Origin of the sequence: Oceanobacillus indicireducens, assembly GCF_014647195.1 — a bacterium.
GTDB classification, from domain to species: domain Bacteria; phylum Bacillota; class Bacilli; order Bacillales; family Amphibacillaceae; genus Oceanobacillus; species Oceanobacillus indicireducens.
Map to the genome: position 1 here is coordinate 1 of NZ_BMOS01000010.1, position 16,449 is coordinate 16,449.

Below are 16,449 nucleotides of genomic sequence, written 5' to 3' on the forward strand. Positions count from 1 at the left end.
ACAATTAGCAAGTGTTTTAGATGGAACAATGTGGAGCTTTACAAGAATGGGATTATCGATCATGATGATATTTTATTCTTTTCACATGTACTAATTAGAGATTATCCATTTATCCTTACTGTTTTACGTGCTAAATACCCCTATTTTTTTATCGATGAATTTCAAGATACTAGTCAAGTACAAGCTTTTATTATAGATGAAATAAGAAAGAGAGATTGTATAGTAGGAGTTATTGGAGATAAAGCACAGGCAATTTATGGTTTTCAAGGCGCGCAAGTTTCCTTATTTGAAAAGTTCAAAGTCGAGTCAATGAATTCCCATACTATTATAGAAAATCATAGGAGTTCACATCAAATAGTTACCTTTTTAAATATTATCAGGAAAGACATTAATCAAGAGTCATGTAATGACATTGAAGATATTGTTGTTTCAATTTTGATTGGAGATCGAATTAAAACTTATAATAAGGCAACTAATAGTTGTAATAACGAACCACTCACTTCCTTGTCCAGAGATAATATTACTTCTAACGCAATGAAAATGAAATTGGAAGGAAATGATTTTGATAGAAAGTTACTAGAAAAATTTGAAGGAATTGATAGTAATAGTCAAAGAAGGAATACTATTGTTCCACTTATTAAAGCCATTGAATTAGCTAAGAATACTAAGTATAAGGATGCCATAAAAATAATCGATTGGATTTATAAGGATAAAAATAATCCAAAAAAAATGGCTCTCTATTCCCTATCAAATATGATGAGTTACTATGAGCAATATAGTAATGGTACATTAATGGATTTCTACAATGTAGTATGCAGAACTCTAGATATTAAGCTTCCTGGATTTAGAAAGGGACAAATAAAAGATTTTTATGAAAGTACTTTGTATAGAAACGTGGCTATATGTGTAAACATCATTGAAGACACAAGTGATCATATTACTATTCACAAGGCCAAAGGTGCAGAATTCAAAAATGTATTTGTTATAGGTAATAAAGATACTTTAAATTTACTTTTGCAACCCGATTTAACGAACAATGAAGAACAACGGATATTCTATGTAGCTATGAGTCGAGCAAAAAATAAACTTTTTATACAATTTGACGATCTTGACAGTGAGCATGAAGAGTCACTCAAGAAACTTTACAATATAAATATTACAAGAATAACAAAACCCAAGAGCATTTGAAGTAAATACGTTGTTTTGACTGCATTTCAATGGTACGTAAAATCGATAAACAATTAAAAATGAATAGGTTCTCCGCTAAAATCCCACCAGAGGGAATGGAGAAAAATGAGGGATATTGTGTAAAAACAGTATCTCTTTTTTTATTTTTCATTTATTTTGAAGCCACTGTTTATCAGGATTTTTCGTACTTGTGTAATTAGAAGTGAAATGAGTAATTAAAGAGACGGTTTCCATTTATAGATGTGCTTTATAAATATTTCAACCAATAGATAATATTAAGGAAAAATCTACTGTTTTAAAGGATGATTATCTATGACAGTTATTACATTAGGAAGTTTATTTGATGGAATAGGTGTCTTCCCCCTCTCCGCTTCCCGTTATAGAATTACACCAACATGGGCAAGTGAGATAGAGAAAGCACCTGTATCTATTACAAAACGCCATTTCCCTAACATGCTCCATCTCGGAGATATTACAAAAATAGATGGTGGAATAATACCTCCTGTTCATATCATTACCTTTGGTTCACCTTGTCAAAACTTATCAAATATCGGTAAACGGGAAGGATTGGCAGGTAGTCAGTCCAGCTTGTTCTACCATGCAATCCGAATTATCGAGGAAATGAGGTGTGCAACGAATGGAACATATCCAATTATCGCTGTTTGGGAAAACGTCATGGGAGCTTTTTCATCAAATAACCGATTGGATTTTAAAGCGGTGTTGGAGTCGTTCACAAATACCGAAATTCCAATGCCTGCTTCTGGAATCTGGGCAAAAGCCGGAATGGTCCGAGGGAATGATGTTGAAGTGTGCTGGCGCGTCTTGGACGCCCGATATTGGGGAAAGCCCACACTTCCTCAAAGAAGAAGACGTATCTTCCTCGTGGCAGATTTTGGAGGAACACGTGCCAGAGAAATATTATTTAAAAGCCGCGAATTGCAATCAATTTCTACGACTTGCGAAGAGAGCCGGCCACCCTCCACCGCAGCCAGTCGAGTATCTTCTGAAAAAACAAGGAGGAAAATACCCGTCGTCCGTCCCTTTCAAGAAAGACGTATGCGAAGTACCGCAAAAGACAAAAACAAATCAGGATTCACTGGAAGTTTCGGACGGACAAATGACCCTTTCCCAACTTTGCTAGCTGGCTCAGTCAGCAACTTTTCTTTTTGGTATGAAGGGAAAGAACAAGAAGGTTATATCCGACAACTTACACCATTGGAATGTGAATGGTTAATGGGATTACCAGAGGGCTGGACAGCTTGGGGAAATGGAAATGAGGTCATTAGTGATTATGCGAGATATAAAGCGATTGGAAACGCGATTGCCGTACCATGTGCAGAATATATCATGGCTGGTATTGCGGAAACTTTATAGATAAATCAATTTTTAGCTTGTTGGATTATTCTCTATCTGACGGGCTTTTTTTATGGACGAAAACGGAGAAATGTGCATGATGTCCTTAGATGAACAAGAAGTTTATGAACAAAAGGTCATGGAATGGATTGATGATCATTTTGTATTAAATGAAATTGAAATTGAAGACTTTCCGTTTTTTCCTCATGGGAAATTAATACGGGATGAAAATGGAGAAACAATGGTTGTATTTTGGTGTGTCATTTATGGACGTGTGGATTATCGACTACAAGAAGCATAGGAGTGATTGACAAATGAAAATATATTTTTCTCGTTCCCCTCCCCTCTGCCCTTGCTTTCCATATGAATAAATAAACAAAAATTAAAACAAGAAAAGAGGTTTATACAATGGAATTAAAACATGTCATTCCAAATATGGAAAAGACGTTTGGAAATTTAGAATATGCAGGTGAAGGCAAAGTTGAACAGCGACGGATTAATGGACGCATGACCACTCTTTCTAGGAGTTATAATCTATATTCCGATATTCAACGCGCAGATGATATTGAGGTGGTTCTTCCCCAAGAAGCAGGAGAAAAGTTCTTTGAACATGAGGAAAAAGTAAAATTAGTCAATGCACGGATCACCGCAGAGGGTTATAAAATTGGAGAACGTGGCTTCACAAATTATATTTTACATGCAGATGACATGGTAAAAGCATAAGGAGGAAAATGATATGAGATTAGCACAAGGTATTGTCATTGATAAAGAAAAAACCTTTGGATTATTAAAGTTTTCCGCATTACGACGTGAAGTGTTCCTGCAAAATGAAGATGGCACGGTATCAACCGAGGTAAAAGAACGCACCTATGACTTAAAATCTCGTGAACAAGGTCGCATGATTCAAGTGAGTATTCCTGCTTCCGTTCCCTTAAAAGAATTTGATTATAATGCAGAAGTAGAAATTATTAATCCTGTCGCGGACACAGTCGCAAATGCAACGTTTCGTGGCGCAGATGTTGATTGGTACATTAAAGCAGATGATCTAGTCTTAAAGGGAAAACCAGGAACATTAGGCAGCAATGCTTCAAAAGCTGTACCAATTAAGGGTAAATAATGAAACTTTTACGAAGACGAGGGAAACGAATTCGACCTAGTGATGCTTCCCTCCTCTTTCAATTTTTATCCAGTCGGTTATTTGTTGTATGGCTTCTCCCTTTTACACTTTTTCATCTGTCTTTTTTATTATCTACGGAATGGAAGCTATCATTATTTCAAGAACATTTTATAAGTTTTTATGGATTGGTGACCTTCTTTATAAGTGTTGCTATAACAGCGATATGTGCTTACCTTTATTATCGTTATCGGTATGATCGTATCAGACAAATTATTCATCGTCAAAAACTTGCTAAAATGATATTAGAAAATGGTTGGTATGAAACGAAACAAGTACAATCGGGTAGCTTCTTTGAAGACATTCCAACAGGAAAAACAAAAGATAAAATTAGTCACTTTCCTAAAATGTACTATCGGCTCGAAAACGGATTACTTCACATTCAAACAGAAATTACTTTAGGAAAGTATCAAGACCAATTTTTAAACCTTGAAAACAAACTAGAAAGTGGCTTATATTGTGAATTGGTATCGAAAGAATTACATGATTCCTTTGTAGAATATATCTTACTCTATGACACAATTAATAGCCGTATTTCTATTGATGAAGTCATCGCACAAAATGGTAGCTTAAAGCTCATGGATTCGATGTATTGGGAATACGATAAATTGCCACATATGTTGATCGCTGGCGGAACTGGCGGCGGAAAGACGTACTTTATTCTCACACTAATTGAAGCTTTATTAAAAACAGATGCAAAATTGTATATTTTAGATCCGAAAAATGCTGACTTGGCAGATTTAGCCACGGTTATGCCTGATGTCTATTATAAAAAGGATGATATGACAGCTTGTATCGACCAATTTTATGAGGATATGATGACACGAAATGAAGAAATGAAACAAATGTCGAACTACAAGACTGGAGAAAACTATGCTTATTTGGGTTTGCCTGCTCGTTTTTTAATCTTTGACGAGTACACATCGTTCATGGAAATGATTGGCAAAGAAAGCATAAAAGTGATGAGTAAGCTGAAACAAATTGTTATGTTGGGACGGCAAAGTGGCTTCTTTCTTATCCTTGCTTGTCAACGGCCAGATGCAAAATATCTTGGGGATGGCATTCGAGATCAGTTTAATTTTCGAGTTGCATTAGGTCGTATGAGTGAGCTTGGGTATGGCATGATGTTTGGAAGCGACGTACAAAAACAGTTTTTCTTAAAACAGATCAAAGGACGAGGATATGTTGATAAAGGGGATAATGTCATTTCTGAATTCTATACACCACTTGTCCCGAAAGAACATGACTTTTTAAATGAAATTGCTAAACTAGCCCAGTAAAGGCTGCACAGTGCGGCGGCGTGCGAAGCGAAAGCCGACGTGCTGGGCTAAGCCTGCGTGGCGAGAGCCACGCTTTAACCCCCCATTTCTAACAGGGGGGTAGAAAAACAATAAGAAACTGTTCCAAAAGCCAATAATACCTGATGGCACAAAGGTTTGGAGCATATGAAGAAGATGTCAGCTTTTAACCTTTAGTTGACATCTTTTTTAGTTTGGAGGAATGTAAATGAATCAAGTACCTTGGTATCAACAATTAAAGGAAAAACGACTGGAATACGGTGTATCGCAAAATAAACTGGCTGTTCATATTGGAATTTCAAGACAATATATTAGTGAAGTCGAAACGGGCAAAGTAACTCCTTCCGATTCACTGAAAAATACCTTGTTCGATATTTTAGAGCAATTTAATCCAGACGCTCCATTGGAAATCTTGTTTGATTATGTACGGATTCGATTTTTAACAACAAATCCGAAGCCTGTCATTGAAGATATTTTGAAACTCAAAATGGATTACATGTTACATGAAGATTATGCGTTTTACTCCTATATGGAACAATATGTATTTGGAGATATTGTCGTTATGGTTTCTCCCGATGAAGATAAAGGTTGTTTGCTCGAACTTAAAGGAAAAGGGTGCAGACAATTTGAGAATTTCCTACTAGCACAGCAACGAACATGGTTCGACTTTTTTGTGGACGTGTTTCGGATTGGTGGTGTTTTTAAACGAATTGACCTTGCGATAAACGATAAGACAGGGATATTGGATATTCCATTTTTAACAGATAAATGCCGTTATGAAGAATGTATCTCTGTTTTTCGTAGTTTTAAAAGCTATCGTTCTGGTGAACTTGTACAAAATGAAGATAAGCCTGACATGGGAAATACGTTATATATCGGTTCATTAAAAAGTGACGTTTACTTTTGTACGTATGAAAAGGATTACGAACAATATGTAAAACATGGAACATCACTCGAAGATACAGATGTGAAAAACCGTTTTGAAATCCGTTTAAAGAATGATCGTGCCTATCATGCGATTGTGGATTTAATGACGTATGAGGACGCCGGACGAACTGCCTTTTCTATAATTAATCGGTATATTCGTTTTGTTGATAAAGACGAGGAAAAACGTCGCAGTAGTTGGAAAATAAATAAAGAATGGCAACGATTTATGTATTTAGGTGTGAATAGAAAAATTTCATTAACAACAAAACCTGAACCCTATACGTTTGAAAAGTCTTTAAGATGGTTAGCACGACAAGTTGCACCAACATGGAAACTAGCGACAAAGATAGATGAACTTAATCAAACGAGTGTAATTGAAGATATGTTAGAACAGGTAGAGTTATCCGAACGACACCAAAAAATACTTATGCAACAAACCATTCCTATCGAAAAAGTAATTCAAACATCGTCAAGCAAAGATTGATTAACTTATGAAGGGAGAGATTCAAATGAATTTTGGACAAAATTTGTACAATTGGTTTCTTAGTAATGCGCAATCTTTAGTATTAATGGCGATTGTCGTGATTGGCATTTATTTAGGCTTTAAACGAGAGTTTTCTAAACTAATCGGCTTTCTAATCATTGCTTTAGTTGCAGTAGGATTAGTCTTTAATGCAAGTGGAGTGAAAGATGTGTTGTTAAACCTATTTAATCGAATCATAGGGGCTTAATTATAACGTTTGTTTGTGGGAGATAAGTGGTCTTCTTATGTTCTACAAATAAATGTTGATCCAAACGGTAGTGCGGAAGGGATTAGCAGGCCTCATTTGTGTATCAGCAGATAAAACACTGCTGCTTTTTTTATGGCTATTTTTAATAAAAGGATGTGAATGTCTATGGAAATGCAAGTGTTTATAACGAATCTCGGTAAATATAATGAAGGAGAAGTTAATGGGGCATGGTTTACACCACCCATCGATTTTGGGGAAGTGAAAGAGCGTATCGGGTTAAATGGAGAATATGAGGAATACGCCATCTTTGATTATGATCTTCCTTTTGAAATCGGTGAATATACACCTATTTCAGAAGTGAACCGTTTATGTGCAATGGTGGAAGAAATTGCAGGAACACCGCTTTATGATTCTCTTTCCGAAGTACAAAACTATTGGTTTAATAGTATCGAAGAATTGTTGGAACACCAAGATGATATTATGTATTACCCCGATTGTGAGGATATGGCGGATGTCGCAAGGTATTTCGTAGAGGAAACAGGAGCACTTGGAGAAGTTCCTGCCAATCTACAAAACTATATTGATTATGAAGCTTTCGGACGTGACCTAGAAATAAGCGGAAATTTCCTTATTACGTCAAATGGTGTATTTGAATATACGCAGTAAGTGGAAAAGCAGCTTGTTATCGTACAAGCTGCTTTTTCTATCTATTGAGAGGATGATTTCATGTGAAAAAATTAAAAAGCTATACCCGTATTTGGTCAGTCGAAAAAGTGATTTATGCCATTAATGATTTTCGTTTACCTTTTCCCGTCACATTCAATCAAATGTCTTGGTTTGTTCTCTCGCTTTTAGTGGTGATGTTACTTGGGAATCTTCCCCCACTCTCTTTGATCAATGGAGCGTTACTAAAGTATGTTGGAATTCCAGTTGGTTTGACATGGTTTATGAGTCAGAAAACATTTGATGGTAAAAAACCGTATAGCTTTCTTAAGTCTGCATTGACCTATTGGTTTCGACCTAAAGTTACGTATGCTGGAAAACCTATCAAACTACAACGCACGGAGATAAATGAAGCTATTACTGCTGTTAGGAGTGAAGTACATGCGTTATCCGATTAAATATCTCGAAAACAATCTAGTTTTCAATCATGACGGCGAATGTTTTGCCTATTATGAGTTGTTGCCATATAATTATTCCTTTTTATCGGAGGATGAAAAAATACAGGTGCATGACCACTTTCGTCAATTAATTGCACAGAATCAAGACGGAAAAATTCACGCCTTACAGATTAGTACCGCAAGCAGTATTCGTTCGGTACAGGAACGAAGTAAAGAGTTAGTGTCGGGGCGTTTACAAGACGTCGCCTATGAACGTATAGACGATCAAACGGAAGCCCTAGTCTCCATGATCGGGGAACATCAAGTAGACTATCGTTTTTTTATCGGTTTTAAACTGTTGCTGAATGAAGAAGAAGTCAGTATGAAAGCAATGGGGAAAAACATCAAAAATTCACTTTCTTCATTTGTCCGTGATGTAAATCATCACCTGATGGGAGATTTTGTTTCCATGCCTCATGAAGAAATTAGACGTTTTTCTAAAATGGAATCGTTATTACAAAACAAAATTTCTAGACGTTTTAAGGTACGGCCGTTAGATAAAAATGACTTTGGTTATCTGATTGAACATCTTCATGGACAAACTGGAATAGCTTATGACGAATATGATTATGCCCTACCTCTAAAGAAATTAAAAAGGGAAACTTTAGTGAAGCGTTATGATCTGATTAAACCGACTCGTTGTTTGATTGAGGAAAATCAACGTTATTTAAAAATCGAACAGGAAGAACAAACCACGTATGTGGCATACTTCACGATTAATTCCATTGTCGGTGATCTTGAGTTTCCATCGGATGAAATTTTTTATTATCAACAACAACAATTTGATTTTCCGATTGATACCTCTATGAACGTAGAAATTGTCACAAACAAAAAAGCATTATCTACCGTACGAAATAAGAAAAAAGAATTGAAAGACTTGGATAATCATGCCTGGGAATCCGATAACGAAACAGGAAGCAATGTCATCGACGCATTGGAACAAGTGAATGAATTAGAAGATGTGCTCGACCAAAGTAAAGAATCGATGTATAAGTTAAGCTACGTGATTCGCGTGTCTGCTCCTAACTTGGACGAACTTAAACAGCGTTGTAATGAGGTCAGAGATTTTTATGATGATTTGAACGTAAAACTGGTTCGTCCATTTGGAGATATGATCGGTTTACACAGTGAGTTTATCCCAGCCAGTAAACGGTATATGAATGACTATATCCAATACGTGACTTCTGACTTTTTAGCAGGACTCGGATTTGGAGCTACACAAATGCTTGGAGAAACAGAAGGTATTTATTTCGGTTACAACTTGGATACGGGAAGAAATGTATATCTCAATCCAAGCTTAGCTAGTCAAGGTGTAAAGGGTTCGGTCACGAATGCCTTAGCTTCTGCTTTCTTAGGTTCACTTGGTGGCGGGAAATCATTCTCTAACAACTTACTAGTCTATTATGCCGTACTGTATGGTGGGCAAGCCTTAATAGTTGATCCAAAAGCAGAACGGGGAAACTGGAAAGAAACGTTACCCGAAATTGCTCATGAAATAAATATTGTTAATTTAACGAGTGAGGAAACCAACAAAGGACTACTTGATCCTTTTGTCATTATGAAAAAGAAAAAGGATTCAGAAAGTCTTGCGATTGATATTCTTACTTTCCTCACGGGTATATCCAGTCGGGATGGAGATAAATTCCCTGTATTACGACGAGCGATTCGAGCAGTCGGTCAACAGGAAGAACGTGGCTTACTTCTTGTGATTCATGAACTTAGAAGTGACCCTAATCCATTAGCTGGTCCTATTGCTGACCATATCGAAAGTTTTACCGACTATGACTTCGCTCACCTTCTGTTTTCGGATGGGACTGTGGAAAATTCGATTAGTTTAGAAAAACAGTTGAATATGATTCAAGTTGCAGATTTGGTGTTACCAGACGCAGAAACAAATTTTGAAGAATACACAACGATGGAGTTGTTAAGTGTCGCCATGCTGATTGTCATTTCCACTTTTGCATTAGATTTTATTCACTCAGATCGCAGTGTATTTAAAATCGTGGATTTAGATGAAGCATGGTCATTCTTACAAGTCGCACAAGGGAAAACACTCTCAAATAAATTGGTGCGTGCAGGTCGTGCGATGAATGCTGGCGTGTACTTCGTAACCCAAAACGCGGATGATTTAACCGATGAAAAATTGAAAAATAATATTGGTGTAAAGTTTGCCTTTCGTTCTAGAGATATGACGGAAATCAAGAAAACCCTTCAATTCTTTGGTGTAGATGCGGAAGATGAATCGAACCAAAGGCGTTTACGGGAATTGGAAAACGGACAATGTTTAATTCAAGATTTATATGGGCGTGTCGGGATTATTCAAGTCCACCCTGTCTTTGAAGATTTATTTCATGCTTTTGATACTCGACCACCTGTAAAAGAGAAAGAAAGGCGGTGATTAAATTGAACAAACCAAAATTGAAAAAGATCGTTATGGCGGTGGTACTCATAGGTGCTACCGTTTTTTTATTGCTTCTTATACTTGGTACATTTGTTCAAGCGGCTGGATTAGTTGATGATACGGTATCTGAAGATAATTTATATTCCAAATATCCACTTGATCATTACCAGCTCGATTTTTATGTGGACACAGGTTGGGATTGGCTACCGTGGAATTGGAATGATGGAATCGGAAAACAAGTCATGTATGGGCTCTACACGATTACAAATTTTATCTGGATTATTAGCCTGTATTTGTCTAATGCAACAGGCTACTTAATCCAACAAGCCTATTCTCTCGATTTTATTTCACAAACGGCAAATGCCATTGGAAAGAATATGCAAACATTAGCTGGGATTACTGCAAGCGGTTTTAGTAGTTCGGGCTTTTATGTTGGTTTTTTGCTCATATTTATTTTAATAATCGGGATTTATGTGGCTTATACAGGCTTAATGAAACGGGAAACAACGAAAGCATTTCGAGCGATTCTAAACTTTTTAGTCTTGTTTATTTTGTCAGCTTCTTTTATCGCCTATGCACCAACGTATATTACTAAAATCAATGACTTTTCCGCTGATATTAGTCAAGCAAGTTTGGACTTAGGAACAAAAATTTTGATGCCAAATTCGAGTAGCCAAGGAAAAGATAGTGTCGATTTGATACGAAATAATCTCTTTTCCATTCAAGTGGAGCAGCCTTGGATGTTGTTGCAGTTTGATGATTCGGATAAAGAAATGATTGGTGAAGATCGTGTGGAAACTTTAGTTTCTATTAGTCCTGATGCAAATAACGGAAAAGATCGGGAAGATGCTGTCAAAACAGAAATTGAAGATCACGACAATAAAAGCTTAACGATTACGAAGACCACCACACGTTTAGGAATGGTCTTCTTTTTGTTTCTGTTTAATATCGGTATCTCCATTTTTGTTTTTCTCTTATCGGGAATTATGATCTTCTCGCAAATTCTGTTTATTATCTATGCGATGTTTCTGCCCATTAGTTTTTTACTTTCCATGATACCGACTTTTGAAAACATGGGAAAACAGGCGATTATGAAACTATTTAATGTGATTATGCTTCGTGCTGGAATTACATTAATTATTACAATTGCCTTTAGCATTTCATCCATGCTTTACAGCTTAACGACAAGTTATCCGTTTTTCTTGATTGCCTTTTTGCAGATCGTGACGTTTGCAGGCATTTACATGAAACTCGGTGACATTATGAGCATGTTTAAACTGCAAAGTAGTGACTCGCAACAAGTCGGACGTCAAGTCATGCGTCGTCCTTACCGAATGTTTAATCGTGGCAGCCGTCGATTACAGCGAACAATCGGACGCACCCTTGCAGGGGCAACAGCTGGAGCAACGGTCGGGGCAGTGGTTGGAAAATCAAAGCAAACAAAAGGTTCCTTCTCCCCTATTCGACCGTTACAGCGACTAACATCGACTGCAAAGAACAATAGAGAACGCTCAAATGATAATACAAAACCAACATCTTTGAGCCAGAAAGTAGGTCAAGTAACAGGAAGAATGCTTGGTGCAAAAAATCAGTTCCGTGCGAATATAGAGCACCGTAAAGAACAACTACATGATTTGCCTACTACTGCCCAATATGCGGTTATGCAAGGAAAAGAACAGCTTAGAAAACCTGCCCATGATTTTAAAGAAGGCATTCGGCAAGCAAATGAAAAGAGACAACGCGTACATGCAGAGCGCAAAGCAAAACATCGTCAAACGATTGCAGATAGACGACAAGCATTGGATAAAAAGCGTACCCCTTCTCGGGATTTTGCAATTCATGAACGGCCAATCACGCATAATGGTAATGAATTTTTACATGGGGGCAGATTAAAGAAACCAGCTGTTCAACAAAACGAAGAAATACGACCTATTACTAAAAAGGGTCATATTGAACAGAAGTCATTACAAAAAGAGCCTTCAAGCCTAAAGCCAAACAGAAAAGAACGTCTGAATTATATGGATACCGTCAGATCCCAACAGCCTTCCCTGACTAAACTACATGCACGCCATAGAAAAAGGAAGCAAATCATTGATCGTCCCTCTAAACCTTTGAAACGTACAAATCAGAAACAAATCAGTAAGCGTCCAATCCATGCAGCTAGGAGGAAACGCTGATGAAAGTTATGAGATTAAAGATCATGTTAATTGCTGGGGGGATAGGTTTTCTTGCCTTGTTTGGTCTGTTAGCATTTGTAGCTATCTTTATATCAAATGAAGAACATTCGTCAGATGGTGGTGATTTCATTGGTGGCATAGGTGGTATATCGGTATCGGCGGATGTGTTAAAACATCAACCAATGGTAGAAAAATACGCAAAAGAATATGGAATTAGTGAGTATGTTTCCACTCTACTTGCCATTATTGAAGTGGAAAGCGGCGGTAGATTACTAGACGTGATGCAATCGAGTGAATCGTTAGGATTACCACCTAATACATTGGATACCGAAGCATCCATTCAACAAGGAACAAAATATTTTGCGGATTTATTACGCTCCGCCGAACGAAGTGGTGTCGATGGAAATACAGTCATTCAGGCCTATAACTATGGTGGTGCTTTTATTTATTATGTTGCGCGAAGAGGAAAAGCATATAACTTTGAACTAGCTGAAAACTTTGCAAGGGAACGGTCAGGCGGCAGCAAAGTCACTTACACGAATCCGATAGCCGTAAAGAAAAACGGCGGTTGGCGTTACCGTTATGGCAATATGTTTTATGTCGATTTAGTAAGTCAATATTTTATTTCGCCTCAATTTGATGATGAAATGGTTCAAGTTGTAATGAATGAAGCTTTAAAGTATGAAGGGTTCCCTTATGTTTTTGGAGGAGATCACCCAAACACCTCGTTTGATTGTAGTGGATTGACGCAATGGAGTTATCGAAAAGCAGGGATTAATTTGCCCCGAACAGCACAGCAACAGTATGACGTGACCGAGCATATATCTTTATCTGAAGCAAAACCTGGGGATTTAGTGTTTTTTCACTCCACATATAACTCAGGAACCTATGTCACACATGTTGGTATCTTTGTTGGGAACAATCAAATGTATAATGCCGGCGATCCAATTGGTTATGCAGATTTAACTACTGCTTACTGGCAAAAGCACCTAATTGGGGCTGGACGTATTAAATAATAGAAAGGGTTGGAACAGATGAAAGGCTTTATTAAGAAAAAAGAAAAACAAACACTAGAAACGAAATCTAAAATACCGAAGGTTCGGACTGTTGGTCCACGTAAAAAATCAGTTCTTGTTTTATGGATACTACTCATTGGTAGCCTTGCGTTTGGGATCTATAAAAACTTTACAGCAATTGATCAACATACCGTTCATGAAAGAGAAATCATTGAAACCAAGATCATGGATATGAATGCGATTGAGAGCTTTACGAAAAACTTTGTGAAAGATTACTACACATGGCAAAATGAAAAAGATTCGATTGAACAACGGACAGAAAAAATCAGTAACTACTTGACGGAGGATTTACGAGCACTAAATACCGATACCGTTAGAGCAGATATTCCTACTAGTTCCAGTGTGATTGGTATTGATATCTGGTCAGTGACACCAGAAGATGATACCTATGCGGTTGTTTATTCGGTAGATCAAAAGATTACAGAAGATAAGAATAGTACATCGATTCGTTCCACATATCGAATCTTGCTTCATCAAGATAATGAAGGGAACTTAGTAATTACCCAAAATCCTACCTTATGGAGCATACCGAATAAATCAGATTATGAGCCACAACAACCTGAAAGTAACGGAACAGTCGATTCCAATACTGTTCAAGAAGTGACAGAGTTTTTGGAGACATTCTTTACGTTTTATCCGACTGCAACTGATAAAGAACTTGCTTATTATGTGAAAAATAATGCCTTACCACCGATTAGTAAAGACTATCTATTTTCAGATCTAGTTCATCAAGTATTTCAGACAGTAGATCATCAACTAAAAGTATGGGTCACTGTTAAATATATTGACGAAGCAACGAAATTTACACAGTTTTCACAATATATACTCACGTTAGAAAAAGATACAAATTGGATGATTGTAGAATAAAAATATCTTATCTAAAACACCACGACTTGTTCTTACCGACTGATCAATTCGTGGTGTTTAATAATGATTTAGTAGATCAATAAATATATTACTTCATTAAAATTCATGTATTAATTGTCAAGTCTTTAAGTGACTTACATTATACCTTTATTTTCATCTTCTTCAACAATAGAAAAAACTTCATTCATATCTTCAATATCGAGTGCCTGAACAATTTTTTCTAAATCTTCAAACTAAATTTGCTGCCTTTTTCCATTTGCAAGTTCGCTTAATACAGCTAGGCGAATGCCTGTATTAACATGGAGTTGAGTAAATGAGGTGTAAGGATCAGATAATAATTGATTAAGTTGTAACTTAACTAGCATCTTGCAATTCATCTCGAGAAAATGTTCTTTCATTATTTTTATATAAAAATTTTAACAAGAGAAATTCCTTCCTTAATAACGTAACTTCCGTGTCTTCTAAAGTTATAGTATAATCCTCCTGAGAAAATTTCATTGTTTTTCTCTCCCGCATAAAAACGCACTCTCCAAATTCTTTAACTTTAAATTTTTTGGGTATTTGGATTTTAGTGTGGAAAACTCATTTTACCTAATAAATGTTCACATAGCATTAATTCTAATTATCGTGTAGAAGAACATAACAGTCCAAAGGGTGATTCTATTAATAAATAATTTGGCAACAGTTTTTAGGGCCTATTTAATTAATTTTTTTCAAAATTAGGCTTTAACTTAAACTGGAACTTATCTAGTTAAGGTTTATTATAAGTTATCAAGCACTAGAAGAGTGAGCTGGTATCCAACCTCTTATCAGTGCACCACCTTCTGAATGGTTATCTGCGACAAGGTCACCCCCGTGTCGTCTAACAATCCTTCTTGAAATAGTCAACCCTAACCCGGCCCCTCCGGTTGAACGGTTTCGCGATGCTTCACCACGATATAGTGGGTCAAAAACACGATGAATCACTTCTGAAGAAAAACCTTTCCCCGTATCTTGAACAGTAAAGACCACTCTGTTACCATCCTTATAGCATTGTATGAAAATTTTACCAGCGTGTGGTGTATGTCTGACAGCATTATCCAATAAATTATTTATGGCACGCTCTAATAAATACGAATCGCCCATGATCATACAATCATCTTCGAAATAGTTTGCGATAATAGAGATGTTGTTTTGCTTTGCTAGTGGATTAAGGCTGTCAATCGATTTCTTTAATAAAATAGGAAGATTAACCGTGTTTTTCTTGAGATCCATCTCCAAATATTCCGCCTTTGTAAATGTAAAAAGATCCTCTACAAGACGGGCCAATTGTGATGACTTTTCCTTACAAACGGACAGATACCTTGCTTGTTTATCTGGAGAGTCAGCAATTCCTTCCTCTAGACCATCCAAATAACCTCGTAAGGCGAATAATGGTGTCCGTAAATCGTGGGCGACTGCAGCAATGATAAATCGGCGTTCTTCCTCCAATTCCACTTGTTTTTGCATGGATTCCTGGAGACCTTCTGTCATTATTTGAATTCCGCCATATACTTCCGTAATTTCTTTGATCGGGGACTCAGGTAATTGGACGTCCAAATCTCCTTCCGCGACTTGTCGGACTGCCAAGCTCATTTTCTCAAGTGGGTTGAGAATAAACCTTCTCATGACATAACCGATGATAAAAAAAGCTAACAATAATCCTGTAAATGCTACAATCATCTGAACCCCTCTTGAATTTGGCTGAAAAATCATTACTCTTCCAACTATGCGACCATCTTTCATAATTGAAAACTGTTCTGCTCGCGTAAATGAGCGAACTTTCTTAGGGGAAAATTGGAAAATCTCTTGATTTGATTCGGTTAAAATTTTTACACCCATATCCTCTGCTTGTAACTTTCCTCTTAAATTTTCTTGCCATTGGGGGTCAGACCATTTTTCTGTATTTGTTTCAATGAGGTGGCTCATTTTATTTAAATCTTCCTTCTCAGCTTCATTCGTATCGAAACTAAGTGATTTTGTTGTTAATAAGTGGGCCGTTACGTAAAATACCCATGGCAACATCAAGATTAAAAGCAAACTAAATATAGATAATGTACGAATACGAATTGATCTCAT

At 36.8% G+C, this 16,449-nt stretch carries 15 protein-coding genes; 14 read left to right on the top strand and 1 reads right to left on the bottom strand.

Features of this window, described 5'->3' with window-relative positions:
- The 14 genes from IEX94_RS08460 to IEX94_RS08525 form a co-directional block, all read left to right on the top strand.
- Nucleotides 1-1,188, top strand: a 1,188-nt coding sequence (locus tag IEX94_RS08460) for a UvrD-helicase domain-containing protein (RefSeq protein ID WP_188856821.1), incomplete at its 5' end; no start/stop codon positions are given.
- Between the two features lie 312 nt (nt 1,189-1,500).
- On the top strand, nt 1,501-2,562 hold the full coding sequence (locus tag IEX94_RS08465) for a DNA cytosine methyltransferase (RefSeq protein WP_188856822.1): 1,062 nt from the start codon (nt 1,501-1,503) through the stop codon (nt 2,560-2,562).
- A 76-nt stretch (nt 2,563-2,638) separates the two neighbouring features.
- Nucleotides 2,639-2,842, top strand: coding sequence for a hypothetical protein (locus tag IEX94_RS08470; RefSeq protein ID WP_188856823.1), 204 nt, complete (start codon nt 2,639-2,641; stop codon nt 2,840-2,842).
- Between the two features lie 107 nt (nt 2,843-2,949).
- Nucleotides 2,950-3,264: a YdcP family protein gene (locus IEX94_RS08475; RefSeq protein ID WP_050351805.1), complete on the top strand. Its 315-nt coding sequence runs from the start codon at nt 2,950-2,952 to the stop codon at nt 3,262-3,264.
- A 13-nt stretch (nt 3,265-3,277) separates the two neighbouring features.
- Nucleotides 3,278-3,658, top strand: coding sequence for a YdcP family protein (locus IEX94_RS08480; RefSeq protein ID WP_188856824.1), 381 nt, complete (start codon nt 3,278-3,280; stop codon nt 3,656-3,658).
- Nucleotides 3,658-4,995 (top strand): FtsK/SpoIIIE domain-containing protein, encoded by a 1,338-nt coding sequence (locus IEX94_RS08485; protein WP_188856825.1) that lies wholly within the window; start codon nt 3,658-3,660, stop codon nt 4,993-4,995. Before IEX94_RS08480 ends, IEX94_RS08485 begins: the two co-directional genes overlap by 1 nt.
- A gap of 226 nt (nt 4,996-5,221) precedes the next feature.
- Entirely contained in the window at nt 5,222-6,424 is a 1,203-nt protein-coding gene (gene mobT, locus IEX94_RS08490) for a MobT family relaxase (protein ID WP_188856826.1), read from the top strand.
- 25 nt (nt 6,425-6,449) lie between these two features.
- Complete coding sequence (locus tag IEX94_RS08495; RefSeq protein WP_017473211.1) at nt 6,450-6,671, top strand: hypothetical protein; 222 nt, start codon at nt 6,450-6,452, stop codon at nt 6,669-6,671.
- A gap of 165 nt (nt 6,672-6,836) precedes the next feature.
- Complete coding sequence (locus IEX94_RS08500; protein WP_188856827.1) at nt 6,837-7,337, top strand: antirestriction protein ArdA; 501 nt, start codon at nt 6,837-6,839, stop codon at nt 7,335-7,337.
- Between the two features lie 62 nt (nt 7,338-7,399).
- Nucleotides 7,400-7,792: a conjugal transfer protein gene (locus IEX94_RS08505; protein WP_188856828.1), complete on the top strand. Its 393-nt coding sequence runs from the start codon at nt 7,400-7,402 to the stop codon at nt 7,790-7,792.
- Nucleotides 7,776-10,229 (top strand): conjugal transfer ATPase TcpF, encoded by a 2,454-nt coding sequence (gene tcpF, locus IEX94_RS08510; protein ID WP_188856829.1) that lies wholly within the window; start codon nt 7,776-7,778, stop codon nt 10,227-10,229. Before IEX94_RS08505 ends, tcpF begins: the two co-directional genes overlap by 17 nt.
- A gap of 35 nt (nt 10,230-10,264) precedes the next feature.
- Nucleotides 10,265-12,409, top strand: coding sequence for a CD3337/EF1877 family mobilome membrane protein (locus IEX94_RS08515; RefSeq protein ID WP_229782645.1), 2,145 nt, complete (start codon nt 10,265-10,267; stop codon nt 12,407-12,409).
- 8 nt (nt 12,410-12,417) lie between these two features.
- The gene (locus IEX94_RS08520) at nt 12,418-13,425 is read left to right on the top strand and encodes a bifunctional lytic transglycosylase/C40 family peptidase (protein WP_188856921.1); all 1,008 of its coding nucleotides are present in this window, start codon (nt 12,418-12,420) and stop codon (nt 13,423-13,425) included.
- 18 nt (nt 13,426-13,443) lie between these two features.
- Nucleotides 13,444-14,352 carry a conjugal transfer protein gene (locus IEX94_RS08525; RefSeq protein WP_188856831.1) on the top strand — a complete coding sequence of 303 codons (909 nt, stop codon included), beginning with the start codon at nt 13,444-13,446 and terminating at the stop codon, nt 14,350-14,352.
- A gap of 771 nt (nt 14,353-15,123) precedes the next feature.
- On the opposite strand, the gene IEX94_RS08530 is transcribed toward IEX94_RS08525, so the two are convergent.
- On the bottom strand, nt 15,124-16,449 hold the full coding sequence (locus IEX94_RS08530) for a sensor histidine kinase (protein WP_188856832.1): 1,326 nt from the start codon (nt 16,447-16,449) through the stop codon (nt 15,124-15,126).

Coding starts and splice junctions, on each gene's coding strand:
- IEX94_RS08465 (WP_188856822.1), top strand. CDS start 1,501: ATGACAGTTATTACATTAGGAAGTTTATTTGATGGAATAGGTGTCTTC.
- IEX94_RS08470 (WP_188856823.1), top strand. CDS start 2,639: ATGATGTCCTTAGATGAACAAGAAGTTTATGAACAAAAGGTCATGGAA.
- IEX94_RS08475 (WP_050351805.1), top strand. CDS start 2,950: ATGGAATTAAAACATGTCATTCCAAATATGGAAAAGACGTTTGGAAAT.
- IEX94_RS08480 (WP_188856824.1), top strand. CDS start 3,278: ATGAGATTAGCACAAGGTATTGTCATTGATAAAGAAAAAACCTTTGGA.
- IEX94_RS08485 (WP_188856825.1), top strand. CDS start 3,658: ATGAAACTTTTACGAAGACGAGGGAAACGAATTCGACCTAGTGATGCT.
- mobT (WP_188856826.1), top strand. CDS start 5,222: ATGAATCAAGTACCTTGGTATCAACAATTAAAGGAAAAACGACTGGAA.
- IEX94_RS08495 (WP_017473211.1), top strand. CDS start 6,450: ATGAATTTTGGACAAAATTTGTACAATTGGTTTCTTAGTAATGCGCAA.
- IEX94_RS08500 (WP_188856827.1), top strand. CDS start 6,837: ATGGAAATGCAAGTGTTTATAACGAATCTCGGTAAATATAATGAAGGA.
- tcpF (WP_188856829.1), top strand. CDS start 7,776: ATGCGTTATCCGATTAAATATCTCGAAAACAATCTAGTTTTCAATCAT.
- IEX94_RS08515 (WP_229782645.1), top strand. CDS start 10,265: ATGGCGGTGGTACTCATAGGTGCTACCGTTTTTTTATTGCTTCTTATA.
- IEX94_RS08520 (WP_188856921.1), top strand. CDS start 12,418: ATGAGATTAAAGATCATGTTAATTGCTGGGGGGATAGGTTTTCTTGCC.
- IEX94_RS08525 (WP_188856831.1), top strand. CDS start 13,444: ATGAAAGGCTTTATTAAGAAAAAAGAAAAACAAACACTAGAAACGAAA.
- IEX94_RS08530 (WP_188856832.1), bottom strand. CDS start 16,449: ATGAGATCAATTCGTATTCGTACATTATCTATATTTAGTTTGCTTTTA.